Source organism: Steroidobacter cummioxidans (genome assembly GCF_003104955.1).
Window position 1 is genome coordinate 1 of the sequence record NZ_LSRW01000117.1, and the last position, 25852, is coordinate 25852.

Genomic DNA, 25852 nt, shown 5'->3' on the forward strand with positions numbered 1-25852 from the left:
AAGCCGCCGGTCACCGTGTATGATTTCCTGAGCGCTTCGTCTGAGCAGCTCGCGGATGTTGGTGCGTCCCCCGGGGGACTGACCATCCTTGAAGTACTCGCGCGAGACCTCTTTCAGCGGCAGAAAGCCATGGCGCTCCGCGCCGTAGTCGACGAAGCAGGCTTCCAGGCTGGGCTCGACGCGGGTAATGCGTCCTTTATAAACGTTGGCTTTTTTCTGCTCCCGTGACGGGACTTCTACATCCAGGTCGTAAATTCGTTGTCCATCAACCAGTGCTACCCGCAACTCCTCTTCCTGAGTCGCGTTGACTAACATTCTCTTCATGAGGCCCTTCTAAGGAATCAAGGGCCGGGCGAGCACGCACGGCGGGCGCGAGCCATGGAGGCAGGGAGGAGCGATCGGGGAATGTCTTCATCCGATGTTGCCAGCGCGGCCCCCTGGTCATTGTCGACCGGGGCAATCCGGCGCGTTTTTTATCCTGTCGCTTTGGCGGTCCCGCTCGTAGGCGCTGCGTCGACCCGGAATACGAGGTGCGTCATTCCGGCATCGCCGTTCGCGCGGCCGAGCGATGGTCTGCGACCCTGACAGGTCTGAGCAGAACCAACTAAGATGCGGCGCCCTTCGGAAGCGTTGCCCTCGAGTGCCGCGTATCGGTGCACGTGCGCCGCTGAACCGATCGGTGTATGGGATCTGGTCTGGACGCGCGCGAACCTGAAATCGTCGCGGAACATATCACAGGCCAAATGTCCAATCAATGGTCAATCAATAAGTTACGAGCGCTTCTCCAATCCCCTCGCATGCCTGGCTCCGCACCCGTGAATTTGCCCGACGACAGTTCCTCCTCCAAGACCGCCCCAGGCGTCGGCGTCAGCTACGTCGAGGCGGGGGAAGGCGATGCGGGACAACGCATCGACAATTTCCTCGGCCGCATCCTGAAGGATGTGCCGCGCAGCCTGATTTACCGGATTTTGCGGACCGGCGAGGTGCGGGTGAACGGCAAGCGCGCCAAGCCCGAAACGCGCCTCGCCGAGGGCGATCGGATTCGTCTGCCCCCCATGCAGCGGAAGACTGACGAGCAGCGTGCGGCCGAAAAGAGCGCGCCGTCGCGCTCGCTTCGGGAGTTCGTCTCCGGCGCCATCATTCACGAGGATCGCGATCTGATCGTCGTGAACAAGCCGGCGGGCGTCGCCGTTCATGGCGGGAGTGGGTTGAGCGCCGGTGTCATCGAGGCGCTGCGCGCCAAGTATCCCGAGCTCAAGGAGCTCGAGCTGGTGCATCGGCTGGATCGCGACACCAGTGGCGTGTTGCTGGTGGCAAAGCGGCGAGCGGTGCTGCGTGAGCTGCACGCTCTATTAAGAGAGCGCGATATGGAAAAGCGCTATCTGGCGCTGGTCGTCGGGCGCTGGCCGTTCGGCACCAAGACCATCGATCTGCCGTTGAAGACCAACCTGAAGCAGGGCGGGGAGCGGGTGGTGCGCGTGCATGCGGAGGGCCAGCAGGCGATCACGACATTCAAGCCGCTTCAGCATTTCGGCAAGCTGGCGACGTTGCTGGATATCTCGTTGGGAACGGGCCGCACTCATCAAATCCGGGTGCACGCGGCGCACGCCGGGCATCCGATTGCAGGCGATGAGAAATATGGCGATCGCGAACGGGATGCGAAGCTGAAGCCATTCGGCCTGCAGCGCATGTTCCTGCATGCACATTCGCTGACATTCGAGCGCAAGGGAGCGAAGCCCTTCACCGTGAGCGCGCCGCCACCGCCTGACTGGCAGGCGGTGATCGACAAGCTCACGGCGGAGGTCAAGCGCTAGGGCAGGTCAAAACCGTTCCTGCGCAGTGCGCCGGCCAGCCATATCAACGGCAGGCCGATCAGCGCGGTCGGGTCCTGGTTCTCGATCCGGTTGAACAGCGTGATACCCAGCGCTTCCATCTTGAAGCCGCCGGCGCAGTCGTACGGTTTGTCCCGCATGACGTAACGCTTGATCTCGTCCTCGCTGAGCTGGCGGAAATGCACGGTCGTCAGGTCGAGGTGGCCTTCGTTGCCGTTAGATTGGGTGTTGATGACATGGATCGCGGTGTGGAACACCACGCGTTGGTTGCTCAGCGATTTGAGTTGAGCGATGGCGCGCTCGCCGGAGCCGGGTTTGCCCAACACGTCCCGGCCGCACAGCGCCAGCTGGTCCGAGCCGATGATGAGGCTGTTGGTGTGCCGGCGGGCGACCGCCTCGGCCTTGGCGCGTGCCAGTCGCTGCACCAGGTCGACGGCCGACTCGCCTGGGAGCGGCTCCTCGTCGACATTGGACGCCGCGACCGTGAACGGAATACCCAGCCGTTCCAGGAGTTGCCGTCGATAGGTGGAGGTGGATGCGAGCACCAGCCGCAGGCCGTTGGAGGGGGCTGCTGGGGGGCTCATGGCTGATCCTGGGGCTGCTGCCGGGCGGAGTCTGTGAAGCCGGCCGCAGGCCGGATTACAAGCTGTGAGAAAACAAACATTTACGCCTTTCTTTTTTTGACACCATGGGGGGGCGCCGCTAGTATACGCGCCCCATGCCGCGACCCCCGGCCGTCCCCGTAGACAAAATCGTCGATGCAGAGGTCTGCGCGCGGGCGGGAAGCACGATTGCACGACGTTTTTCCGCTGCCGAGCTGCCGCGCCTGCGCGAGGTTGGCGGGCGGGGCGATGCGTCGATCGAGGCCAAGTTCCAGTTTTCCGAGTTCGACAAGCGGCCCGCCGTCAGCGGCGAGCTGCACGGTTCGGTCGTGCTGACCTGTCAGCGCTGCATGCAGCCAGTGACGGTCGAGCTCGACGACACCTTCGAGGTGCTGCTGGTCGACCAGGAGCGCAGCGACGAGCCGGGCGGGTACGAGCCGGTGGTGGTCAATGCCTCGCGGCTCGATCTGGCGTGGCTGGCGGAAGAGCAGGCGCTGCTCGCCTTGCCGCTGGTGCCCATGCACGAGCGCGAGGATTGCGCCGAAGCGGCGTCCGGGGAAATTGCATCGACAGTGGAGCGGGAAGAAGAGCCCGAGGACGCGGAGGCCGCGGCCGGAAAGACTCATCAGCCGTTCCAGAATTTGCGGGACCTGCTGCGCAAGCAGTGAGCATCCCACCGTCGGTATTGGATAGTTTGGAGATCAGTCATGCCTGTTCAGAAAAGCCGAAAGACCCCGTCCAAGCGCGGCATGCACCGCTCGCACGACGGCCTCGAGCGTCCGGCCCTGTCGGTCGATCCGACGTCCGGCGAAACCCACTCCCGTCATCGCATCTCGCCGGATGGTTTCTATCGCGGCAAGAAAGTGATCGCGAGCCGCGAAAAGCCCGATACCGAATAATCCGCCGTCGCGCTCCGAGTGCCGCATCTGAGCAACCGGCCGGTCACCATCGCGGTGGACGCCATGGGGGGCGATCATGGCCCCTCGGTCACCGTGCCTGCGGCGCTCACAGCTCTGCAGAAAGACGCCGACCTGCGCATCACGCTGGTCGGCCAGAAAGAACCTGTTCAAGCGTTATTGAACGGTGCGGCTGCGCCGTTGCTGTCGCGTATTCAGCTGCGCGAAGCCTCCCAGGTCGTGACCATGGACGAGAAGCCGCAGGAAGCTCTGCGGAAGAAAAAAGACTCGTCCATGCGCGTCGCCATCGACCTGGTGAAAGCGGGCGAGGCTGATGCCTGCGTGAGCGCCGGCAATACCGGTGCGCTCATGGCAACCGCGCGCTTCGTCCTCAAGACCATCGAAGGGATCGACCGGCCCGCGATCATTTCGCGCATCCGCGCCCGGCATGGTCACACTCACATGCTCGATCTGGGTGCCAACTCCCAATGCAGCGCCGAGCACTTGTTTCAATTTGCCGTCATGGGCTCGGTGGTCGCCGCCGACATGCACGGCATCGCCCGCCCACGAATCGGCATTCTCAATATCGGCGAAGAAGAGACCAAGGGCGATAGCGTCGTCCAGGATGCCGCTCGGCTGCTCTCAGCGAGCCAGCTGAACTACATCGGCTTCGTGGAAGGCGATGATATTTTCTCGGGCGAGGTAGACGTCGTGGTCACCGACGGCTTCACCGGCAATGTCGCGCTCAAGACCATGGAAGGGCTCGCCAACATGCTGGTCGGCGCGATAAAGACCGAATACACGCGCAATCCGCTGCGCTATGTGGGGGCGCTGGCATCGTGGCCGGTGCTCAGGTCGCTACGTAAAGAATTCGATCCGCGTACGTATAACGGCGCGAGCATGGTCGGGCTCACCGGCGTGGTGATCAAGAGTCACGGCAGCGCCGACACCGTCTCGTTCGCCAATGCCATTGGCGTCGGTCTGGTCGAAGCGCGCAAAGGGGTGCCCAGTCAGATTAGCAACCTGCTGAAGGCGCAAGCGCCGGCAGTGGCTTGAAATCGCTCACAGCCCCATAATTAAGACGTTGACAGGTCTGTTTGCCTCTGGCTGGGACGCCGCCCAGCTCACACTCTTGACCGCGCGCAACTGCTAGACTTTTCGCTCATGAAGATCCGTTTTCTGAAGCATGTGATCCGGGCCGCGCTGTTGCTGACTGCGACCACGAGCGCAATCGCCGCGACTTATACCTTGCCGGTCGGCAGCGACACCGTCATCGGCGAAGTGCAGAAAGTCGTGGCCGCCCACGAGGACACGCTGCTGGACATCGGCCGGCGCTATGGCGTGGGCTATGAGGAGATCGTGGCGGCCAATCCCGGCGTCAATGCCTGGGTGCCGGGCGCGGGCACGGAAGTGCTGATTCCGTCTCGTTACATTCTCCCCGACGGTCCCCGCGAAGGTATCGTCGTCAGTCTCTCCGAACATCGCTTGTTTTATTTTCCGCCGCGCAAGCAGGGCGAGGCTGCGGTGGTTCGTACCTATCCGATCAGCGTCGGGCGCATGGACTGGCACACGCCGCTGGGTCTGACACGCATCGTGAACAAGCGAGAGAAGCCGATCTGGTATCCGCCGGAGTCGGTGCGCAAGGAACATGCGGAGGACGGGCGGCCGTTGCCGAAGGCGGTGCCGCCGGGCCCGGACAATCCGCTGGGTGAGTACGCCATGCGCCTGGGCATTCCGGGCGGTGCGTATCTGATCCACGGCACCAATCGTCCTTCGGGCGTGGGCATGCAAGTCACCCACGGCTGCGTGCGCATGTTCCCGGAAGACATCAAAGAGCTTTACGGTCTGGTGCCGGTGAACACGCCGGTGCGCCTGGTCGATCAGCCATACAAGATGGGCTGGCGCGGCGAGGAGCTGTTCATGGAAGTGCACACGCCGCTGGAAGGCACGGAGAGTGCCGAAACGCACAGCCTGACCAATATCACCAAGCTGCTGGTGGCCGCGACCCAGGAGCGCTCGGTGGTCATCGATTGGGCGAAGGCCGAGCGCACGTTCCAAAGTGCCAGCGGCGTGCCCGAGCCGGTGATGCTTCATCCCGCATCGACCGTTCAGGTCATCAACGACAGCGCCGGTCGATAGTCTGCGGCGCTCCCACGCATCGTGGGGCGCACTGCTAAACTGCGTACGCGGATCCTGCGGCTAAGGTCACCTAAACCACCGAGTTAGTCCAGGCTGAGGCTGTAGGGTCCGCCCTAATTGCAAAAAGGCCGTGGAGTGATCCACGGCCTTTTTTACGTCACAAACAAAACCGTCGACCCGAAATTCCTATCGTCCAAAAAGAAAGAAGCCGCGGATTGCTCCGCGGCTTCCTTTGATCTTGCGATCGAGAAGTGAGTCGATTACTTCGACTGCGACTTCTTGAACATGCGATCGATCTTCTCGTTCGTAGCGTCACAGCAAGCCTGGCTGGCCTGAGCGGCCTGCAGAGCCTGGTTGGCAGCGCTCTGCGCGCTGTCAGCAGCGGAACGGGCAGACTGAGCGGCGCTGGCAGCCGAGTCAGCGGCAGCCTTGGCAGCGGCGGCATCCTGCACCGCCTTGTCGGCAGTGGCCTTGATTTCATCAACGGTCTTCTGGGACACGCAGCCGCTGGCGGCAACGAGCGCCAACGCAGCAATACCTGCCTTCAGCGTGGTGGAGATGGTGTTCTTCATGACTTCTTTCCCCTTCGGGTCGGATAAAAAAGGACCAGAGCGACAAATTTTCACGGCCTCTTAATACACGAGAGTTATGGCTGGTTCCCGTGTACCAGGCTCGCCAGCTTCGTTAGTTGTAAAAGCTGCCAGCTTGGCCGAGCGCGGAGGATACAAGATTGGGCCAATACGATAAAGCATATCAGTGAGTTCGTCGTGGGGACGCGACAATTGCTACCAGCAGGCCACCGGCAGACGGCGCCCCCGTTCGTCGATTGTCAGCGCCGGACAGGCGGTATCGGCGACCTGGCCGTTGATCGCGGTTGCCGTCAATGTAAAGGTCGTTTCGTTGCCCGCGATCGTCACCCGGTAGTTCCTCTCGGGGGTCTCGACGTTCGCCCCCTCCTGGGTGGCAGCGCACTGTTCGCTCGCATATGACATGAAGCGGGTAAAGCACTTCTCGATCTGCAGTGCGCGCTGTTCCAGCGCGACCCGTGCCTCGGTGCGGTTCGAGCGCATCACCTGGTTGCGATAGCTCGGATAAGCGACTGCCGCCAGGATGCCGACGATCACGACGACCACCAGCAATTCGACCAGTGTGAGGCCGCGTTGTCTGTATGACATTGGGTTGGTTGCCTTCATTGCTGCTCCAAAATCGTGCCGCTCAGATGCGTTAGCGGATCTGTCGCCACGACTGCCGTCCATTGCCGCCCAAACGCGGGTTCTCGATGACCACCTGGATTCTGCCGCTGCTGCCGGACAGATATTTGTATTGAACCGCCTTGCCGTTTTCGTCGGTACCGAGGCGGCCATCGCCCACGCCCGGGCCTTGCAATATGCCTTCCTCGGAGAAGATGCCGCCGGCCACATTGCCGTCCGCGCTGCCCAGGCCGCCTTGTGCGGCGCTGACCAGGTCGTTGTCATCGAACACGCCGTCGCGATTCAGATCGAACGGTGTCACGTCGAGCCGGCCGCCATTGAGCAGGTCCAGCTCCATGAGCCAGCTGTCGCCGCCGAAGTCGCAGGGATCGTTGCTCGGAATCAGCGTGGTGAAGATCACCGCGCCGTTGCGGACGATGGGATTGGTGACCTGCTTTTCGCCCTGATAAACCGGGCCGGGCTGCAGCAGATCGAGGTACCAGCCGAGCTTGCCCGCTTCCAGGGCGTTGTCGGAGGGGACGCGGACTTTGGTGCTGAAACCGGGGAAGGGGCCTTCGTACTGAATCGTTTGCTGGGTCAGCACCGAGGCGCGGTTGTTGCCAGAGTAGGTGACGGCAGCATTGCGATCGATGATGCCGTAGAACGTGTGAGTCAGCGTCGGTGTGGTGAGCCGGTCGGCCACTTCCAGATATTTGCCGGTGCCGAACAGCACGATCACACCATTGCCCTGCGGGCCGCGGGCGACTTCGGGACGCACGGTGATGGGTTGCGCCTCGTTCTCGCGACTGACGGCTTTGAACAGCGGCGCGCCGTTGAAGGATACGCCCCAGTTCGCCGAGCTCTGGCTTCTCACATCGAACCGCCACATGTTGCCGTACAGATCGCCGGCGTAGATGAAGTCGGCGTTGGAATCGCCGTTCAGATCGACGACCGAGGGCGTCGCGAGGCCGTTGCCATAAGGGATGGCCGGCTTCGGGCGCTGCGCGTAGCCGACGCCGGTGTCGAGCTTGATCGCGTTGCCCGTGCGTAGCTCGACGAGATACAGCACGGCATTGCCCGTCGTGCTCACGCGCGTCGTGGCCGGCGTGGCATCGGCCGGGTCGTCGTCGAGCATGCTGTTGTAACCATTACCGAAGATGGCGTACCAGTTGCCGTCGGGCAGTCGCGAGATGGTCGGCTGGCTGTACGTGAAGCCCAGGTCCCGATCGTCCTCGTCGGTGAACTCCCAAAGCACGTTGTTTTGATTGAAGCTGGTGGGATCGGTGACATCCAGGGCATAGACGCCCTGACCGCCTTTGTTCAAACCGCCGGTAATGACCGTGCGCCAGCGGCCGCCGAAGTAGGCATCGCCCAGGCTGGGCGAGCCATCGACGTAGAACTGGTGGCCGTAGCTTGGCGAGGCGAGCGCGGGCAACTTGGAGAACACGGCGCCAGGAACGTATGCAAACGCTTCCGTGCCGCGCTTGTCCTCATCCGCGAAAAAGGCGTGCAACATGCCGTCGTTGGCGCCGACGTAAACCATCGGCTGGCGATCCTTGTTGTCCGCTGCGAATTTCGAGTAGCGGCTCTCCGCGGTCGATCCGCCTTCCAAGCTGTCGCGATAACGAAATGGCGGGCTGGAGACATACAGCGGTCCGGAGCTGACGATGTCGCCGAGCGGCACCACCCCGTCCTTTCTGCCTTGGCGGACGCGGTAGCCATCGGGCCCTTCATCGGCAACGTCGCCGCGTATGTAATTCAGCATGCGCTGCGCTTCCGTCAGCCGCTGCTCCGCGGTGAGCGCGGTATCGGGAGCGAGCTGCCGCACGCGGAGCGCGTCGCCACTGATCGAATCGAACAGGAAGGGCACGCCCTGGCCGATGCTATTCACGGTGAAGATCTTGCGATTGGCCGCTGCGCCCAGCGTGGACCGTTTCTCGGAGCCCGACAGCAGGGTGCCGTTCTCTGGATTGATCTTGTAAGAGAGCAACTCACCGGTCCAGGTGGCGCTGAAGAACTTGGTCTGGAAAATGATGGAGTCGGCGGTGATGCTGCCGCTGTTGAGCGCCGCCGAGCCGGCCGTGCTGTCCTTCTCCGCAATCGATTTCAGCACCGTGTCCAGCTGCTGCGCGATGTCCTTCGGGCTGCGCGCGTTGAGCAGTTGGCCGCGGCCGTTGATCGTTGCGTGCCACAGATCGTCGACTGCCGACGGATGGCGTGCGGGGAAGTTCGTCGGCCAGGTCGGGTACTGGTTCGAGTCATAAGGATTCTGTTTCAGGTCGGGATTGAACTGCAGACCGCGGGCGCCGAGCGTCACCGCAAAGAAATTCATGTGCAGGTCGGTGTTGCAGTCTGCCGGGCCGACGTAGTCGGCGGGCAGGTTCTTGCAGTCTTGCGCGGGCGTCACCTTGCCTCGGGCGAGATCGCTGCGCAGCGGGCCTCTGTACGCGCTCAACGTCGCATCTGCCATGGTGCTGTCGACGGTGTCGCGATAGGGGCGTGGCTCGTTGGCGTCCACCCCGTTGAAGTTGCCGGTGATGCCGTCACCTGCGGCGGGCTGGTTGGAGAAGCCATCGGTGAACAGCATGCCGAAGTTCTTCTGGCAGGCGGCAGTGATCGGTGCGCTCGAGCCGGTGCGCCGGAAATTGGAAATGATCCTTGCCACGGCATCGCGATTGGGCGTGCCGCCGCTGCGCACCCAGTCCCGATAAAATTTCTGGTACAGCGCCGTGCGATTGGCCGGCTCGTCGAGACTGGCCATCGTGACGTCCATGCGATCGTTGATGGTGAAGCCGTCGACGCGCACGCCCGTCACCGTGCTGAAGGATTCGCCAAGACCGGCGCGCAATGCCATGTGGCGCTTGCGGTAGAACTGGAACCAGTTCGCGAAGTTCTGGATCGCCGCATTGTATTTGCCGGCCTCGAAGTTTTCCGGCTTGATCTGGTAGCCGACCAGTGCGGTACCGTCGGGGGCTCTGCCGCCGGCGATCTTCTTCGATTCAAGATAGCCGTAACCCGGCAACGTGCGACTCGCCGGCAACCAGAACGTGGCGGGGAAGTAGCGGACGGCAACTCGAGTGCCGGTGGTCAGTGTAAAGGTCCGTTGCGTCGTGACGCCGCCGACCGTCGAGTTGGTCAAGCAACCGTTGTTAGTACCGACCTCACAGCCGGCGGTGGTGCGTACCACTTGCCAGTTCGGCGCGGCGTCTGCGCCGTTCGCGGCTGCCATGAAGCAGGTGTCCTGCGGCAAGGTCATGCCTTCATAGACCTTGAAGTAAAAGTTGTCGTCGGCGGAGTTGCGCGCTGGCAGGCTGGCGCACGCATCCGCGGTGGACACGTTGCTACGACCCGCCATGTCGCGGGTCAGATCGATGGTCAGGTTCGGCTCGAACACGGGATCGAAGCGCGCAGCAGTCGGGCTTGCGGCACTGAAGGTGTAGCCACCGCCGTTCTTCCACGGGGAATAGGGGACCTCCGGATCGAAGTACGCAGCGTTGTGCACGGGCGAGCGCGACCAGGCGAACGCCGGCAGCGGCGGGATCGCAAAGTGATCGTTGGTGCCATCGCCTATGCGACGTCGGGCCGTCTGATTGCCGCTGCCCAGGCCGTTGGGGAACAGATAGGCGAACTTCTTCCAGGTGCCGGAGGAGTTGCCGGAATTGTTGAAGTTCAGCGCGCCACTGACGGCAATGTCCGAACTGCCATCGGCGTTGTTCCTGCAGCCGACGAAACTGTTGTTATTGGCGGTGGTGGAACACGCACCCGAGTTGCCGCTGCGCCACCAGGCCGCACCGTCATTGCTGGGGAACAATGTTTCGAAGTCCATCGAGCCGGAGTCGTCGATGGCCATGATCAGATTGGGCTGGGCGCCGGTCGCCAGGAACAGCGGCGCATTCGATAGTCCCAGCGTACCAGCCGGCGCGCTCGCCGAGAACGCCACCGCGGCGGCGAGCGTGACGCTGTATCCAGCTTTGCGGAGCAGAGTGGCGGCCATGCGCATAGGAAACATTCCAAGTAAAGTGATGACTGCTGCTGGTTCGAGACTTAGTTGAAGCGGCGCACGTACGTACTGTGCAGGACGACGTTTGCGTTCTGCGTGCCGCCTTTGCCGCGTGCAACGACTCGGTAGAAGATGCGGCTCGGCTGCGGACCGGCGGGCGGCTTGCTCAACGCATCCGGCACTTCTTCGACCTGTTCGATGTAGAACCTCGGGTCTGCCAGCGCGAGCCCGTTGCCGCCGATGGCGGCGGCGCCGGCGGTGTAGGGCTGAGCGACCGTGTTCCACCACTCGTCGGCGGCGACCACCTGGTCTTCATAGCTGAGTCTGCTGGCGTACGAATCCGTCAGGAAGTTGCGCTCGTAAACGGCCGCGCCGGCAGCGTTGCCGGGCGAGGGCGCTTCCACCAGGCTGTCGCGATCGAGCCAGCGTTCGCCAGCGCGCAGACCCGCTTCGGCCGCCTGAAATGCGAGCTCGAAGTTGCGCTGGCTGCCGGCCATGCGTTCCTGCAGGCGCGTGCTCTGGCTGGCGCCGAGCGCGAGGATGGTGATTACAAGCAGCAACAGCATGCTCACGATGAGCACGGCGCCGCGTTGGCGACGGGCAGAAGGAATGGTTTGCTGTTTCATGATGAGAGTTGCCAAGTTCAGATCACTCGATGCGCACGCGATTGCGGATACCGATCGTGGTCGTGAAAACATCGCGCAAGCGGCGATCGCGAGGGGGCGGGACTTCGGTGCCGAGCAGCTGGTAAGTGCGCTCATCGCGATCGGTGCCGTATTCCTGGACGGAGCTCACCAGCATGGCGATGCGCACCGACACGACGCGGTCCCAGTTCACGTCCGCGGCGGCAGGCCGGTATTCATCGACGACGCGATCGCCCTGCAGATCGATGCCGTATTCGATCTGCATCTGCTCGACGCCTTGCACCAGCTCTTCGGGAATGGCCGCGCCGACTTTGCGCCACAACGAATTCATTCCTGGCGGCGCGGGGACGCTGGCCGGTTTGACGTAGTAAACGACCGTCTCGACCGGAACGACTTCGGCGGCCTTCAGGAACGCATAGCTGGTGCTATTGGTGACATTGCCCGGGACCGTGCTGTCGCTGATCGGGCGCATCAGTTGGTTTGCGGCAGCGTTCGCAAAGAAAAACGACACGGCTTCGCAGCTGTACGCCATCAGTACGTTGCCGGCGCCCGGCTGGATGCCGTTGGCGCTGCCGGCACTCTTCACGACCAGCGCGCCCGTAGCATCGAGCGTGATGCCGTCGTCAGCGACCATGTCCTGGCTGAGTTGCATCGGCACGACGTCGAGGCGCGCTCCGCGGACTACCAATACGTCGCTGTTCGCGTCCGGCGCCAAACCTTGAATGCCCGGATGCAGCGCGGGCGCCCAGGTTCCCGAGCCCGACGAGTCGTAGCCCAACACCGGCGGACTATCCATGAAGGCGTATTCCAGCGTGGCAGTCGTATCGGCATTCAATGCCGAAGCAACCGCTGTGGGCTGGCGCGAGCAGCCGGAGAATCCGGCGGAGCGAATGTGCCGTGACAGCTGATCCAGCGCGAAGCGGCCGGTCTCCTGCACGCGAGACAGCTGATCGGTGGACTCGTAGGCGATGCGCGAGCTGGAGAAGATCGCTACGACGCCGGCGAGCAGCAGCAGGCTCAAGCCCATGGCGACCATCAGCTCGACCAGGCTGAAGCCTGCCATGCTGACCTTGGACGTGCGTATCTGAAGGCGGGACGAGTGCATGGCTCAGATCTCCGAGCGCGTCTGGAATTGGCGCAACTCGCCGTCGACGCCGTCTGTGTCGTTCTGTTCGGCGGCACCGCTGCCGTCGCCGCGCTCACGCCAGCGAATGGTCACGGTGACGACATGCCTGCGCGTGACGGAGTCGTAATCACGCTCGATGCGGCCCGCAGCTTCGGTGTTCGTTTCCGGGCAGAGTGCGATCGATAATCCTGCTTGCCAAATCGCGCAGATCCTGAACGGGCGCGCGCCGAAGCCCGTTAGCCCTTTTCGCCGTTGAAATCCACCGAATACCCATTGGCGCGAAAATCGAAAGGATTGACGCGCATGCGATCGAGGATGTCGCCAGCCAGCACACTGGCTTGCGAGCGCACGTAGGCGTCCTGATTGCCGCGCAAGGTCGTGAGCTGCAGGGCGGCGACCCCGAGCAGGCCCACCGAGATCAGGACCACGGTCACCAGAATCTCGACCAGCGTGAAGCCGCGCTGATTCGCTGGCGAGCGAAGTTGCAGACTCATCATTGGCAGGTGCCCTTGGAAGTGCTGACGCGCCCGGTGACCGTGACGTTGATGATCCGGGTGTCGGTGATGGAACAGCGATTCGGGTTGGTGGAGCGAATCACGAAGTTGTGCGCGACGGTCTCGCCTGAGCGCAGACCGAAACGAACGTAAGGCTGGGAGGCGGTGATGGCGAAGCCTTGCACCGGCGGCTCGCCGGTTTGCAGCACTTCGTCAGTGCCGTCGATGACGCCCGGATTGCCGCTGCGATCCGTGAAGATGATCCAGCCGAACTGCCAACTCGCGGGGTTGCCGCAGGCAGTGCGTTCGGCGCTGCTCGCGGCGCAGACGCTGACCGGTACGGAGCGCGCGGCAACTTCGCCGCGGGCATAGTTCAATGCGCCTACGACCGAGTTGGCCTGGGTAGCGATGCGTTGGTTACTGAGCAGGTTCGTGAACGCCGGTACGCCGATCGCGACCAAGACGGCGAAGACGCTCATGCCGGTGATGAGCTCGATGAGCGAGAAGCCAGCTGCACGTGTGTAGGTTGGTTTCATATGGTCATCCCTGGTGCGGCGGGAATATAAAGACGCGCGTCGGCAGATGCCGGGCACGCCGATCAGCGGCAGGCGGCGCTGGACTAACGGCGGGCGAAACGAAATATCGTCAAATGCGTGTGTGCTTTCTTCCGCCGCGTTCAGGAACCGAGATAGCACTGTGGGCTTGCGGACTTACAAGCGACTCCTGTATATATAGTCAAATGGTGGTTATCCATACAGGTGACGTGTGTCCGAACTGACGCCCCGGCAACGCGAGATCGTCAAACTGATTCAGGAATCTCTGCGCGACAACGGCATGCCGCCGACGCGGGCTGAGATTGCGACCGCCATGGGCTTCAAATCCGCGAACGCCGCCGAGGAACATCTGCGCGCGCTGCAGAAGAAAGGTGTCCTGGACATCATCCCGGGTGCCTCGCGCGGCATTCAATTGAAAGATTCTCTTCGTGAGCAAATGGGCCTGCCGCTGATTGGTCGAGTTGCAGCCGGCAGGCCCATGCTCGCGGAGGAGCACATCGAAAGCCGCTACCAGATCGATCCGAAGATCTTTCAGCCGCGTGCGCATTACCTGCTCAAGGTGCGCGGCCAGAGTATGAAAGACATCGGCATCATGGATGGCGACCTGGTGGCCGTGCACCGCACGCCGGAAGTGCGCAATCGCCAGGTCGTGGTGGCGCGCCTGGACAATGAAGTGACGGTGAAACGCTATAAGCAGGACGGCAAGATCGTCTGGCTGTTGCCGGAGAACGAAGAGTTCGAGCCCATCCGCGTCGACTTGAAAGAACAGTCGCTGATCATCGAAGGCATCGTGGTCGGCGTGCTGCGTCAGGGCAAATCCAAAGGCCTGTTCCAGTAGTCCTCATTTCGCCAGTAGCGACTTGATCTCCGGCAGGCACGAGCCGCAGTTCGTGCCTGCTTGCAACTTGCGACCCACTTCCTGCGGGGTCTGCAACTGATCCTGGGCGATGGCCTTGCACAGCGTGTTCCGTCCCACGCCAAAACACGAGCACACGATCGGGCCTGGGTCGTCCGTCGATGCCGCCGGTCCGCCGTTGAGCAGCGATGCGCGATCCGCATCGCCGATGCGCTTCTTCGCAAACAGATTGGACAGCCAGGTTCGCGAGGGCAGGTCGGTGCGCGGAGAAATAAATACGCAGCCCTGGATGCGCTCGTCGACCAATAACGCGCCTCGATACACGCCGCAGGCGGGGTCAGAGAACTCGACCCAGTCTGCGTCTGGATGGTCGGCCTGAAGCCTCTGGCGCGCCCACTCTGAAGCAGGTGAACGGCCGCGTCCGGCAATCTCATAGCGCATGAACCGCGCGCCGCGGATTGCAGTCCACCAGGTTGCAGCCAACGTTGCGATTGGACTGCGCGTCAGAATGAATCCGTGCCAGTCGACGGGGAAGGGCGTGATCCGCGCCGGCGTGTGTTTGAACTCGGGCTCGCCGGAGACTGGATCGACGACCGGATTGACCAATGCGCCCACGCGCGCATCCGAAGCAAATGAGGCATTCCAATGGATGGGCACGAAGATCGAGCCTCGCGGCATCTCTCCGCTGGTCCTGACGCGTGCAACCATCGCACCCCACCGCGTTTCAACGCGCGCGAGTTGGCCATCGCTCACTGCCGATAGCAACGCGTCTTGCGCATGCATGTCGATGTACGGCTCGGGCAGGTGCGTGCCCAGTTGCGGCGCCCGGCCCGTGCGGCTCATGGTGTGCCATTGATCGCGGATACGGCCGGTGTTCAGAATCCACGGAAATTCAGAGTCAGCCTGGTTCGGTGGCGCCCGAGGCGGCGTTGGCACAAACCTCGCGCGGTGATTGCGGCGATAGAAGCGTCCGGATCCAAGCAGGCGCGCCGTGCCGGGATGATTGCGTTCAGGGACGGGCCACTGGATGGGCACGAGGTCGTCGTACTCGGCGGAAGTGATGTCGGCCAGACCACCGATGTCGAAGGCGCGTTCGCCCGCATTCTTGAGTGTCGACAGGGCGGCGTGCTCGATGAAGATTTCGTGCGCATTGTCGTAGTTGAAGCCGTGGTCAAAGCCCATGCGTCGTGCGACTTCGCATATCAACCACCAGTCCGGCCGCGCCTCGCCGCTGAGTGGCTGAAATGCTCGCTGACGTGAAATGCGCCGCTCCGAGTTGGTGACAGTGCCATCCTTTTCGCCCCAGCCGGCGGCCGGCAGCAGCACGTGGGCGAATGCGTTCGTATCAGTGCCAGTGAAACAATCGGACACCACGACCAACTCGCAACGTCGCAGCGCCTCTTTGACCTTGTCGGCGTCGGGCAGGCTCACCACCGGATTGGTCGCCATGATCCACACGGCCTTCACCTTGCCGTCGTAAATGGCGTCGAACAGCTCGACAGCCTTGAGTCCACCGCGTTCAGCGATGCGCGGGCTGCGCCAGAAGTTTTGCACCAGCTCGCGTTGACTCGCGTCTTCCAAATCCAGGTGCGCAGCGAGCATGTTGGCGAGCCCACCGACTTCACGGCCGCCCATCGCATTGGGCTGGCCGGTGATGGAGAACGGGCCCATGCCGGGCTCACCGATGCGGCCGGTGAGCAAATGACAATTGATGATGCTGTTGACCTTGTCCGTGCCGGCGGAAGACTGGTTCACGCCCATCGAAAACGCCGTGACGACCCGCTTGTGATCGGCAAACATTCGATAGAACTCGAGCAGGCGCTCCGTGTCGATGCCGCAGGCGGTGGCAACCTGGTTCACGTTACCTGCGGATTCGCAGGCAACTTGCAGCGTGTCGTCGAGTTCTTCGGTGTGGCTCGCGATGAAATCGGTCGCGACGTGGCCGTGCTCATGCAGATACGCGAGCAGCCCATTGAACAGCCAGACATCGCTGCCGCCGCGCACCGGCACATGCAAATCGGCGATCTCACAAGTCAGGGTCCGACGAGGATCGACCACCACGACCTTCATGTCCGGTCGCTGCTGTTTCGCGCGAGTGATGCGTTGGAACAGTACGGGATGACACCAGGCCGTGTTCGAGCCGACCAGCACGATCAGATCCGCCAGCTCCAGATCCTCGTAGCACACCGGCACGATGTCCTCGCCGAAGGCGCGTTTGTGTCCAGCGACCGCGGATGACATGCACAGTCGGGAGTTGGTATCGATGTTTGCCGTGCCGATGAATCCTTTCATTAGCTTGTTGGCGATGTAGTAGTCCTCGGTCAGCAGTTGACCCGAGACATACAGCGCGACGGCATCGGGACCGGCTTCCGCGATGATGCGGTTGAATCCAGAGGCAATGTGGGTCAGCGCTGCGACCATGCTCACGCGTGCGCCGTTGATCTCCGGATAGAGCTGGCGACCTTCCGTTCCGAGCGTCTGACCGAGCGCAGAGCCTTTGGAACACAGTCGCCCGTAGTTGGCAGGGTGAGTCGTATCACCGCTAATGTTGACCGTGCCGCGTGCAGCGTCGGGTTGGGCGATTACGCCACAGCCGACGCCACAATACGGACACGTCGTCCTGATGCTCACTGTTGCCGGGCCACGGCTTCGCCAAATATCAGTTTGTCGCGTAGCGGACCGACGTCGCGGCCTTCGTTCATCAGTTCGCAATACCAGGCACCGTCGCGAGTGTCGCCATACAACACCGCGCCGCGCACCTTGTTGTCTTCGATGACGATGCGCTTGTAGATGCCGCGTTTTGAATCACGCAGCACCAGTGATTCACTGCGAGGGCCGCCGAGGAAATCGCCAGCGGAGAACAGATCGATGCCGGTGACTTTGAGATGGGTGGACAGCATCGATCCGCGATACTGTCCCACGCCATGCTCGGCCAGATGCGTGGCGCAGACGCTGGCCTGTTCATAGAGTGGAGCGACCAGGCCATACGTGTTGTTGCGATGCTGGACGCATTCGCCGACCGCGTACACGCACGGATCGAACGTTTGCATCGTGTCGTTGACCAGTACGCCGCGGTCGCATCGCAGGCCAGCTGCGCGGGCAAGGTCGGTATTCGGGCGAATGCCGGCGGCCATGACGACGAGATCCGCCTCGATGATGGTGCCATCGGCGAACTGCACGGCGCACACGCGATCCGTACCGAGAATGGCCGTGGTCTTCGCCGGCATATGAAATTGCAGCCCGCGCTTCTCCAATGACTGCTTCAACAGCTGTGCGGCCACGGGATCGAGCTGCCGTTCCATCAAGGTCTCCAGCAAGTGCACCACAGTGACTTGCATGCCTTGTTTCAGCAGTGCATTGGCAGCTTCCAGGCCCAACAATCCGCCACCAATGACGACCGCCTTTTTATGCGTGCGTGCGGCTGCGAGCATCGTGTTGACGTCCTGCAGATCGCGGAACGTCACAACGCCCGGCAGATCCTTACCGGGGACCGGAAGCACGAGGGGGTTGGAGCCCGTTGCCAGCAACAAGCGATCGTACTCAGCTTCGATGCCGCTGCGCGAGCGTACGCGACGACGGATGCGATCGATTGCAACGGCGGGATCGCCGAGATGCACAGCCACGCCATTGTCCCGATACCACTCGATCGGATTCAGCACGATGTCGTCGAACCGCTTCTCGCCGGCCAACATGGGCGACAGCAGGATACGGTTGTAATTGGGGACGGGCTCGGCGCCGAACACCGTGATGTCGTAGGGCTGGCCGGAGATGCCGAGCAGTTCCTCGACGACTTTCATGCCCGCCATGCCGTTGCCGACGACGACGAGTTTGCGACGCGTGGTTTTGCGCAGCGGCTGGGTCTTGATCCAGATCTTGCCGTCGCTCACTCGCGTCGGCCAGGCGCGCACCGAGAAGTTCGCGTCTTCGACGCAGCGACCGGTCGCGAGATTGAAGTGATGTTTGTAGACAGGGGAGGCGACCACGGGCTCGCCGTTGATATCGCCAACCAGGCCGCGCGACAGCACGTTGGCGTCGCTATGCGGATCGTAGTTGTCGAGCGCATAGACCGCATCGCCGACTCGGAAGATGGCGATCTGTCGCCCGTCGAGCAGTGCGGCGACGCCATTGTCCGGCAGCAGGTCGTCGAACGAGCAAGCGCTGGTCCAAGTATGAGTGTGCTTCATACGGCCTCCCGCTGGCGCTGGGCGCGTTCTTCGTGGGTGGCGGGGCGGATCTGTCCGCGTTCCTGCACGAACACGACGTTGTCATCGGTGCGATCGCTGTTCACGAAGTGGCGGAAGCGTTTCAGTGTTTGCGGGTCTTCCACGGCCTTCTTCCATTCGCACTCGTAGGTGTTGATGACGCGCGCCATATCCGCTTCGAGCTCCGCGGCAATACCGAGCTTGTCTTCGATGACCACTTGCTTGAGGTAGTCGAGGCCGCCTTCGAGATTGTCGAGCCACACCGAGGTGCGCTGCAGGCGGTCGGCGGTGCGGATGTAGAACATGAGGAAGCGATCGATGTAGCGGATCAGCGTCTCGCGATCGAGATCGCCGGCCAGCAGGTCCGCATGTCGAGGCTTCATGCCGCCGTTGCCGCAGACATAGAGGTTCCAGCCCTTCTCAGTGGCGATGATGCCAACGTCCTTGCTCTGCGCCTCGGCGCATTCGCGAGTGCAGCCAGAGACAGCGAACTTGAGCTTGTGAGGAGCGCGCAGGCCCTTGTAGCGGTTCTCGATGTCGATGGCGTAGCCGACGCTGTCCTGGACGCCATAGCGGCACCAGGTCGAGCCGACGCAAGACTTCACGGTTCGCACCGCCTTACCGTAGGCGTGTCCCGATTCGAAGCCCGCATCGATCAGCTCGCGCCAGATCAGCGGCAGTTCGTGAACTTGCGCGCCGAACAGGTCGATGCGCTGACCGCCGGTGATCTTGGTGTAGAGCCCGTACTTCTTCGCCACCTCGCCGATGACGATCAGCTTGTCGGGTGTGATTTCGCCGCCTGCGATGCGCGGGACGACGGAGTAGGTGCCGTCCTTTTGCATATTCGCGAGGTAATAGTCGTTGGTGTCCTGGAGCGTCGCCTTGTCGCGCTTCAGCACGAACTCGTTCCAGCACGACGCGAGGATGGAGGCGATAGTGGGCTTGCAAATGTCGCAGCCCATGCCGCGGCCATGCTTCTTCAGCACGTCATCGAACGACTTCAGCTGTCCGACGCGCACCAGATGGAACAATTGCTGACGCGAGTAACGGAAGTGCTCGCACAGATTGTTGTTGACGGCGACGCCGCGGCTCGCCAGTTCGGCCTTCAGGATCTGCGTCACCAGCGCCGTGCAGCCACCGCAGGAGGTTGCAGCTTTGGTCGAGGTTTTCAACGCACCGATGGTCGTGCAGCCGGCGTCGATGGCTGAGCAGATCGCGCCCTTGCTGACGCTGTTACAAGAGCAGATCTGCGCTGTGGCGGGCAGTCCTGCAACGCCTGCGCGTTTTGGCTGCTCCGAGCCGCCGAAGTTAGGCACGATCAGCTCTTCTGGGCTCGACGGCAGTGCAGTGCCATCGAGCATCATGTTCAGGAGCACGCCGTAGTCGTCCGCATCACCGATGAGAATGCCGCCGAGCAGTCGCGTGCCATCGTCGTTGACGACCAGCTTCTTATAGACCTGCTTACGCTCGTCCACGAAGGCGTACGCACGCGAGCCGGGGCTCGAGCCGTGGGGATCGCCGATGGAAGCGACGTCGACGCCCATGAGCTTGAGCTTCGTGCTCATGTCTGCGCCGGCGAAATAGGGCTCGGCGGTCTCCTGCAGGCGGGCGGCGCAGACGTTGGCCATTTGATAGCCCGGCGCGACCAGGCCATACAGCTTGCCATTCCACAGCGCGCACTCGCCAATGGCGAAGATGTCCGGATCGGAGGTGCGACAGTCGTTGTCGATCACGATGCCGCCGCGCTCGCCGATCTTCAAACCGCATGCGCGTGCCAGTTCGTCGCGCGGCCGAATACCGGCGGAGAAGACGACGATATCGGCGTCGAGCGAACTGCCGTCGGCAAATTGCAGGCGATGACGGCACTGTTCGCCGTCGACGATGGCGGTGGTGCTCTTGCCGGTGTGAATGCCTACGTCCATCTCGGCAATCTTCTGTCGCAGCACACGCCCACCGGCGTCGTCGATCTGAATGGCCATCAAGCGTGGCGCAAATTCGACGACATGTGTTTTCAAGCCGAGATCGCGCAGCGCTTTCGCGGCTTCGAGACCGAGCAGACCGCCGCCGATGACCACGCCGACTTTGCTATGCGCAGCCGCCGAGCGGATCGCTTCCAGATCTTCGATAGTGCGATAGACGAAGCAGTTCGCGCGCTCGCGGCCAGGTACAGGCGGAACGAAGGGATAAGAGCCGGTTGCGAGCACCAACCGGTCGTAGGGCAAGGTCCGTCCTTCCGCCGTGCGCACGCAGCGAGCGTCGCGATCGATCCCGACCACCTTGTCATTCAAATGGAGCGCAATGTCGTTGCGCTCGAAGAAGTCTTCACTGACCAGCGACAGATCCGCTGCGCTTTTGCCGCTGAAGTAGCTCGTGAGCTGCACACGATCGTACGCGGCGCGCGGCTCTTCGCAGAGCACGCTGATTTCATACGAGGTGGTTGCGGACACGAGCCGCTCGAGCAGACGTTGCCCGACCATGCCATTGCCGATGACGACCAGCTTTTTCACAGACATCTTGCACCCATGACCGAGAGCCTCGAGAGGCATTCAGCTCGTTTCAGATGAGGGTGGTTGGGACAGTGACCTGCGACAGGCCGCGCGTGGCGGAGGTGATTACCGGCAGTCACTGGTGCTGCGCCCATCATTGGAGCAGCCAAGATAAGTTCGATGTTGCAAGCGCTATGCCACGACGTGGCGGCTGAAAAGTGCTGGATCTGACGCCATTGCATGCACGCGATTGCGCAGATGTGGTGCGTGCGTCTCCCGTGGCGCACTTAAAGTGGTGCGCTTTGCCTCGCGCTTCCTCATGGTGCAAGGGCCTCCGCAGTGGCACAGGCATTGCAACCACAATCCATCGATGCCCGAAGCCCGGCCAAAAAGCGAACCTACCCTGCGCGTGCTGATCGTCGATCAGAACGTCATGCGTGCCAGCATTCTCGAAGAGGGACTGCGGGAGGCCGGCTATCTCAACGTGACGGTGCTGCGCGAGATGCACAACCTCATGCGCCGCATCGTCGACATCGACCCCGAAGTCATCGTCATCGATCTGGAGAATCCCAATCGCGACGTGCTGGAGCAGATGTTCCAGGTATCACGCGTGGTGCGCAGGCCCATTGCCATGTTCGTCGACCGCTCCGATACCGACATGATCGAGGCAGCGGTGGATGCCGGCGTCGGCTCCTATGTCGTCGACGGTTTGAAGAAGGAGCGTGTCAAGGCCGTGCTCGACATGGCGATCAGCCGCTTTCATGCATTCAACAAGCTGCGTGAAGAGCTCGATAGCGCTCGCCAGGCGCTGGATGAGCGCAAGATCGTGGAGCGCGCCAAGGGTATTTTGATGAAGCAGCGAGGCATGAGCGAGGAGGCGGCCTATGCGCTGCTGCGTAAAGCGGCGATGAACGAGAACCGCCGGCTCAGTGAGGTGGCGCAAAGCGTCGTGACTGCATCGAGTCTGTTCAAATGAATGATGTCACCACCGTCGTCGGGTTCATTCCCTTGATGGACTGCGCGCCGCTGGCGGTTGCGGTCGAGAAGGGCTTTGCCGCCGAGGAAGGATTGGACCTGCGGCTGGTGCGCGAAACGTCATGGGCGAATATCCGAGATCGTGTCGTCGTCGGCCATTTCGACGCCGCGCACATGCTCGGACCGATGGCCATCGCGTCGACGCTGGGCGTCGGGCATCTCAAGGTGCCGATGGCAGCGCCTTTGTCGCTTGGTTTGGGTGGCAACGCAATTACTGTTTCTCTGCGGCTGTGGGATTTGATGCTCGCGGAAGGCGCCGCTCTCTCCGCAGGTCCGCGCGAGATCGGTGCAGCACTTCGCAATGTCGTGCGTGCGCGCGAGCGGGCGAACAAGCAACCGTTCACGCTCGCGATGGTCTATCCGTTCTCCGCACATAACTATGAGCTGCGCTACTGGCTCGCCGCGTCGGGCATCGACCCGGACCGGGATGTGCGACTGGTGGTGATCCCGCCGCCGTTGCTTGTGGATGCGATGCGTGAAGGGCAGATCGACGGCTTCTGCGTCGGCGAGCCCTGGAACAGTCTGGCCGTGTCGGTGGGCGTGGGCTGTATCGCGTTGCCGACCACTGCGATCTGGCCATTTAGCCCTGAGAAGGTGCTCGGCTGCCGATTGGAATGGGCGCAGCGACATCCGGATCGTCTGCAGGCCCTGGTCCGCTCTATATATAAGGCAGCGCTGTGGTGCGAGCAGCCTGAGAATCACTCGGAGCTGGCGCGCATGCTGTCCGAGCCGCGCTTCGTCGGTGCGCCGGCTGAGATTCTGCTGCGGGGGTTGTCGAATCGTTTGTGTCTGCAGCGAGGGGATGAGGCGCACGACCTGCCGGGGTTTTACTTGCCCGCCTCGCAGAGCGCTACGTTTCCCTGGGTGAGTCACGCGCTGTGGTTCTACTCACAGATGGTGCGTTGGGGGCAGGTTGCATTCGATCCCGAACATGTGCCGCAAGTGCGTGCCACCTATCGGCCCGATCTATACCGATGGGCCCTGGCGAAAGTAACAAACATTCCCGCCGAAGATGCCAAGGTCGAAACACTCTTCGACGGCGTGCGCTTCGATTCAGACGATCTGCCTGCCTACTTGCAACAGCTGTCCGGCATCTGATCGCTGCACGACCTTCGTGCAGCTGACTGCAATGTTTGCTCCGTCGCGGCTCACTTGCGCCGCATGTCGATTTGCTCGAGTGACGCAAGTCGTTGTCTTTTCGGGAACCTGCGCGCGGCCGTAACGCTGGCACGGTCGTTGCAATCCTGAGCTGGCAACGGGACGATTCTTCGCCCCAACCATCGGCAGGCCCAACAGCGGGCCTGCCCGGCAACGCCGCCGACTCCAGTGCATGTCATCCACGTGCTCTGAAGTCGGCGGCGTTTTTTTTTGCTCTGAAGTTCGTTTCGGGAGTGACCGGATCCATGCTGAAAGCAATGTTTCGCGCCTGCCTGCTGACGACGGTGGCTGCATTGGGCACCACTCACGCCGTGGCCGCGGAGCTCGAGTTGGAGAAGGAACAGCTGAAGCTCGGCTTCATCAAGCTCACCGACATGGCGCCGCTCGCCATCGCGTACGAGAAAGGCTTTTTCGAGGATGAAGGGCTGTATGTGACGCTCGAGCCGCAGGCGAACTGGAAGGTGATTCTGGATCGCGTCATCACCGGCGAGCTGGATGGCGCCCATATGCTGGCGGGGCAACCGCTGGGTGCGGCGGTGGGGATCGGCACCAAAGCCGACATCGTCACGTCGTTCAGCATGGATCTCAACGGCAACGCGACCACCGTGTCCAACGAAGTCTGGAGCCTGATGAAGGCGCGCGTGCCGGTCGATGCGCAGGGCAAACCAGTTCATCCGATCAAGGCGGACGCCCTCAAACCCGCGATCGATGCGTTCAAGGCTGCGGGCAAGCCATTCAGGATGGCCATGGTGTTTCCGGTTTCCACGCACAACTACGAGCTGCGCTATTGGTTGGCGGCGGGCGGATTGCACCCGGGGTTCTATTCGTCCACGGATGTCTCCGGTCAGATCAAAGCGGATGTGTTTCTGTCCGTGACGCCGCCGCCGCAAATGCCTGCGGCGATGGAAGCAGGTACGGTCAATGGCTATTGCGTCGGCGAGCCGTGGAATCAGCAAGCCATCTTCAAAGGCGTCGGCGTTCCCATCATTACCGATCTGGAGATCTGGAAGAACAATCCGGAGAAGGTGTTTGGCGTCACCCGGGCCTGGGCCGAGAAACATCCCAATACTTATCTCGCGCTGCTCAAGGCACTGATCCGCGCCGGCAAGTGGCTCGATGCAAACAATGGCGCGAATCGCAAGGAGGCGGCGCAGATCCTGTCGCGTTCTGAATACGTTGGCGCCGACTATCGCGTGATCGCCAACAGCATGACCGGCACGTTCGAATATGGCCGGGGTGACAAGCGCAGTGTGCCGGACTTCAACGTGTTCTTCCGTTACTACGCGACGTATCCGTATTACAGCGATGCGGTTTGGTTTCTGACGCAGATGCGCCGCTGGGGACAGATTCCGCAGAGTCAGACCGATCAGTGGTATCACGACACGGCGAAGAGGGTGTACCTCACCGAACCGTATCTGCGTGCCGCCCGCATGCTGATCGAAGAGAAGAGGGCGACGCAGAGCGACTTTCCCTGGAACACCGACGGCTACCGCCCGCCGACCAAGGAATTCATCGACGGTGTCGAGTACGACGGTCGCAAGCCCAACGAGTATTTGCAGAAGCTCACGATCGGCCTGAAGCAAGGCCAGGTGATTGAGAGCGGCACTGTCACGACCAAGCAGGGAGCGACCTGATGGCCACATCGATGCTCGCCATGCGCCTGGAGCAAACGCTTCGTGGCGAAAATCTGCGCCAGCAGATGCGTGAGTTGTCGCGCCAGCTGTGGCGACAGCTGGGGATTCCATTGCTCGCGATCGCCGTGTTCCTGTTCGCCTGGAGTCAGGCGTCCGGCCGGATTCAGACCAGTCTCGGACAGATTCCGGGCCCGATCGCAGTCGCGAAGCAGGCGCAAGCCTTATGGGCGGATCACAAGGCGGAACGCGAGAAAGCAGCGGCGTTCTATGAGCGACAGGACAAGCGCAATGCCGCCAAACTGGCAAAGGATCCAAATGCCAAGATCACGCAGGTGAAGTACACGGGCAAGCCGACGTACATCGATCAGATATTCACCAGCTTGAAAACCGTGTTCACGGGATTTGCGCTGGCGACGCTGGTGGCGGTCCCGCTCGGCATCCTGTGCGGGCTGAGCACGACGATCAACTCGGCGCTGAACCTGTTGATCCAGATTTTCAAACCGGTGTCGCCGCTCGCGTGGCTGCCACTGGTCACGATCATCGTGAGCGCCGTGTATGTGACGGCAGATCCCCTGTTCGAAAAGTCGTTCTTGATCTCGGCGATCACGGTGACCTTGTGCTCGCTGTGGCCAACTTTGATCAATACGGGCGTCGGCGTGAACTCCATCGACCGGGATTTGCTCAACGTCGCACGGGTCCTGCAGCTGAAGTGGACCACCAAGCTGTTCAAGCTGGTGCTGCCTTCGTCGTTGCCGCTGATTTTCACCGGCATGCGGTTGTCGCTCGGGGTGGGTTGGATGGTGCTGATCGCGGCCGAGATGCTGGCGCAGAACCCGGGCCTCGGAAAATTTGTCTGGGATGAATTCCAGAACGGCAGCTCCGATTCGCTGGCGCGGTTGATGGTTGCGGTGCTGACCATCGGCATCATCGGCTTTCTGCTCGATCGGATCATGCAGACCCTGCAGAGCCTGCTCGACTTCGGCGTGCGACGTTAAGGGAGCATC

22 protein-coding genes are annotated in these 25852 nt (G+C 62.1%); 10 read left to right on the forward strand and 12 right to left on the reverse strand.

Translation table 11 applies throughout. The annotated features are described in order from the left end of the window. A partial coding sequence (locus D0550_RS33730; RefSeq protein ID WP_116813582.1) for a S1 RNA-binding domain-containing protein occupies positions 1–324 on the reverse strand: 324 nt, incomplete at its 3' end. 491 nt (positions 325–815) lie between these two features. On the opposite strand from D0550_RS33730, the gene D0550_RS33735 reads away from it, so the two are divergent. Then, positions 816–1814 carry an RluA family pseudouridine synthase gene (locus D0550_RS33735; RefSeq protein ID WP_206606718.1) on the forward strand — a complete coding sequence of 333 codons (999 nt, stop codon included), beginning with the start codon at positions 816–818 and terminating at the stop codon, positions 1812–1814. Here D0550_RS33735 and D0550_RS33740 read toward each other — a convergent pair. Further along, positions 1811–2416, reverse strand: coding sequence for a Maf family protein (locus tag D0550_RS33740; protein WP_174842531.1), 606 nt, complete (start codon positions 2414–2416; stop codon positions 1811–1813). The genes D0550_RS33735 and D0550_RS33740 overlap by 4 nt on opposite strands. A 134-nt stretch (positions 2417–2550) precedes the next feature. On the opposite strand from D0550_RS33740, the gene D0550_RS33745 reads away from it, so the two are divergent. From D0550_RS33745 to D0550_RS33760, 4 genes are all read left to right on the forward strand, one after another. Next, entirely contained in the window at positions 2551–3102 is a 552-nt protein-coding gene (locus D0550_RS33745; protein ID WP_116813586.1) for a YceD family protein, read from the forward strand. A gap of 39 nt (positions 3103–3141) precedes the next feature. Further along, entirely contained in the window at positions 3142–3333 is a 192-nt protein-coding gene (gene rpmF / locus D0550_RS33750) for a 50S ribosomal protein L32 (RefSeq protein ID WP_116813587.1), read from the forward strand. An 18-nt stretch (positions 3334–3351) separates the two neighbouring features. Next, complete coding sequence (gene plsX, locus D0550_RS33755; RefSeq protein ID WP_241521006.1) at positions 3352–4386, forward strand: phosphate acyltransferase PlsX; 1035 nt, start codon at positions 3352–3354, stop codon at positions 4384–4386. A 108-nt stretch (positions 4387–4494) separates the two neighbouring features. Then, a complete protein-coding gene (locus tag D0550_RS33760) occupies positions 4495–5469 on the forward strand; it encodes a L,D-transpeptidase family protein (protein ID WP_116813588.1) in 975 nt (324 codons plus the stop codon). Between the two features lie 260 nt (positions 5470–5729). On the opposite strand, the gene D0550_RS33765 is transcribed toward D0550_RS33760, so the two are convergent. The 7 genes from D0550_RS33765 to D0550_RS33795 all read right to left on the reverse strand — a co-directional run bounded on the left by D0550_RS33765 (position 5730) and on the right by D0550_RS33795 (position 13459). Continuing rightward, complete coding sequence (locus tag D0550_RS33765) at positions 5730–6041, reverse strand: alanine-zipper protein (RefSeq protein WP_116813590.1); 312 nt, start codon at positions 6039–6041, stop codon at positions 5730–5732. A 213-nt stretch (positions 6042–6254) separates the two neighbouring features. Beyond that, positions 6255–6644, reverse strand: a complete 390-nt coding sequence (locus D0550_RS35135; RefSeq protein ID WP_161966214.1) for a type IV pilin protein — start codon at positions 6642–6644, stop codon at positions 6255–6257. A gap of 49 nt (positions 6645–6693) precedes the next feature. Then, positions 6694–10653, reverse strand: coding sequence for a pilus assembly protein (locus D0550_RS33775; RefSeq protein WP_161966215.1), 3960 nt, complete (start codon positions 10651–10653; stop codon positions 6694–6696). 50 nt (positions 10654–10703) lie between these two features. Next, complete coding sequence (locus D0550_RS33780; RefSeq protein WP_161966216.1) at positions 10704–11285, reverse strand: pilus assembly PilX family protein; 582 nt, start codon at positions 11283–11285, stop codon at positions 10704–10706. A gap of 22 nt (positions 11286–11307) precedes the next feature. Beyond that, positions 11308–12408, reverse strand: coding sequence for a PilW family protein (locus D0550_RS33785; protein ID WP_116813595.1), 1101 nt, complete (start codon positions 12406–12408; stop codon positions 11308–11310). 257 nt (positions 12409–12665) lie between these two features. After that, a complete protein-coding gene (gene pilV / locus D0550_RS33790; RefSeq protein WP_206606719.1) occupies positions 12666–12926 on the reverse strand; it encodes a type IV pilus modification protein PilV in 261 nt (86 codons plus the stop codon). Continuing rightward, positions 12923–13459, reverse strand: a complete 537-nt coding sequence (locus D0550_RS33795) for a GspH/FimT family pseudopilin (protein ID WP_116813597.1) — start codon at positions 13457–13459, stop codon at positions 12923–12925. Before D0550_RS33795 ends, pilV begins: the two co-directional genes overlap by 4 nt. Positions 13460–13688: 229 nt before the next feature. On the opposite strand from D0550_RS33795, the gene lexA reads away from it, so the two are divergent. Then, positions 13689–14315, forward strand: a complete 627-nt coding sequence (gene lexA, locus D0550_RS33800) for a transcriptional repressor LexA (protein ID WP_116813598.1) — start codon at positions 13689–13691, stop codon at positions 14313–14315. A 3-nt stretch (positions 14316–14318) separates the two neighbouring features. Here the strand turns inward: lexA and D0550_RS33805 are convergent, their stop codons facing one another. Genes D0550_RS33805 through nirB form a run of 3 tightly spaced genes read right to left on the reverse strand, consistent with a single transcriptional unit; the run spans position 14319 to position 21048 of the window. Then, a complete protein-coding gene (locus D0550_RS33805) occupies positions 14319–16964 on the reverse strand; it encodes a nitrate reductase (protein WP_241521007.1) in 2646 nt (881 codons plus the stop codon). Further along, on the reverse strand, positions 16961–18517 hold the full coding sequence (gene nirD / locus D0550_RS33810; protein WP_116813599.1) for a nitrite reductase small subunit NirD: 1557 nt from the start codon (positions 18515–18517) through the stop codon (positions 16961–16963). The genes D0550_RS33805 and nirD overlap by 4 nt, the downstream gene beginning before the upstream one ends. Next, entirely contained in the window at positions 18514–21048 is a 2535-nt protein-coding gene (gene nirB / locus D0550_RS33815; RefSeq protein ID WP_116813601.1) for a nitrite reductase large subunit NirB, read from the reverse strand. The genes nirD and nirB overlap by 4 nt, the downstream gene beginning before the upstream one ends. Before the next feature lie 343 nt (positions 21049–21391). Between nirB and D0550_RS33820 the strand changes: the two genes are divergently transcribed. From D0550_RS33820 to D0550_RS33835, 4 genes are all read left to right on the forward strand, one after another. After that, positions 21392–21997 (forward strand): ANTAR domain-containing response regulator, encoded by a 606-nt coding sequence (locus D0550_RS33820; RefSeq protein ID WP_116813602.1) that lies wholly within the window; start codon positions 21392–21394, stop codon positions 21995–21997. Further along, on the forward strand, positions 21994–23154 hold the full coding sequence (locus D0550_RS33825; protein ID WP_116813604.1) for a CmpA/NrtA family ABC transporter substrate-binding protein: 1161 nt from the start codon (positions 21994–21996) through the stop codon (positions 23152–23154). Before D0550_RS33820 ends, D0550_RS33825 begins: the two co-directional genes overlap by 4 nt. A 317-nt stretch (positions 23155–23471) precedes the next feature. Next, positions 23472–24848: a CmpA/NrtA family ABC transporter substrate-binding protein gene (locus D0550_RS33830; protein ID WP_116813629.1), complete on the forward strand. Its 1377-nt coding sequence runs from the start codon at positions 23472–23474 to the stop codon at positions 24846–24848. Continuing rightward, entirely contained in the window at positions 24848–25843 is a 996-nt protein-coding gene (locus tag D0550_RS33835; protein ID WP_116813605.1) for an ABC transporter permease, read from the forward strand. The genes D0550_RS33830 and D0550_RS33835 overlap by 1 nt, the downstream gene beginning before the upstream one ends. The last annotated feature ends 9 nt before the right edge of the window (positions 25844–25852 follow it).

Bases quoted from the DNA above. Each gene is read 5' to 3' on its own strand.
- D0550_RS33765 (WP_116813590.1), bottom strand. From the start codon at position 6,041: ATGAAGAACACCATCTCCACCACGCTGAAGGCAGGTATTGCTGCGTTG.
- D0550_RS35135 (WP_161966214.1), bottom strand. From the start codon at position 6,644: ATGTCATACAGACAACGCGGCCTCACACTGGTCGAATTGCTGGTGGTC.
- D0550_RS33835 (WP_116813605.1), top strand. From the start codon at position 24,848: ATGGCCACATCGATGCTCGCCATGCGCCTGGAGCAAACGCTTCGTGGC.
- rpmF (WP_116813587.1), top strand. From the start codon at position 3,142: ATGCCTGTTCAGAAAAGCCGAAAGACCCCGTCCAAGCGCGGCATGCAC.
- D0550_RS33785 (WP_116813595.1), bottom strand. From the start codon at position 12,408: ATGCACTCGTCCCGCCTTCAGATACGCACGTCCAAGGTCAGCATGGCA.
- D0550_RS33780 (WP_161966216.1), bottom strand. From the start codon at position 11,285: ATGAAACAGCAAACCATTCCTTCTGCCCGTCGCCAACGCGGCGCCGTG.
- D0550_RS33745 (WP_116813586.1), top strand. From the start codon at position 2,551: ATGCCGCGACCCCCGGCCGTCCCCGTAGACAAAATCGTCGATGCAGAG.
- D0550_RS33820 (WP_116813602.1), top strand. From the start codon at position 21,392: ATGCCCGAAGCCCGGCCAAAAAGCGAACCTACCCTGCGCGTGCTGATC.
- D0550_RS33740 (WP_174842531.1), bottom strand. From the start codon at position 2,416: ATGAGCCCCCCAGCAGCCCCCTCCAACGGCCTGCGGCTGGTGCTCGCA.
- nirD (WP_116813599.1), bottom strand. From the start codon at position 18,517: ATGAAGCACACTCATACTTGGACCAGCGCTTGCTCGTTCGACGACCTG.
- D0550_RS33775 (WP_161966215.1), bottom strand. From the start codon at position 10,653: ATGGCCGCCACTCTGCTCCGCAAAGCTGGATACAGCGTCACGCTCGCC.
- D0550_RS33830 (WP_116813629.1), top strand. From the start codon at position 23,472: ATGTTTCGCGCCTGCCTGCTGACGACGGTGGCTGCATTGGGCACCACT.
- nirB (WP_116813601.1), bottom strand. From the start codon at position 21,048: ATGTCTGTGAAAAAGCTGGTCGTCATCGGCAATGGCATGGTCGGGCAA.
- D0550_RS33825 (WP_116813604.1), top strand. From the start codon at position 21,994: ATGAATGATGTCACCACCGTCGTCGGGTTCATTCCCTTGATGGACTGC.
- D0550_RS33795 (WP_116813597.1), bottom strand. From the start codon at position 13,459: ATGAAACCAACCTACACACGTGCAGCTGGCTTCTCGCTCATCGAGCTC.
- D0550_RS33760 (WP_116813588.1), top strand. From the start codon at position 4,495: ATGAAGATCCGTTTTCTGAAGCATGTGATCCGGGCCGCGCTGTTGCTG.
- pilV (WP_206606719.1), bottom strand. From the start codon at position 12,926: ATGATGAGTCTGCAACTTCGCTCGCCAGCGAATCAGCGCGGCTTCACG.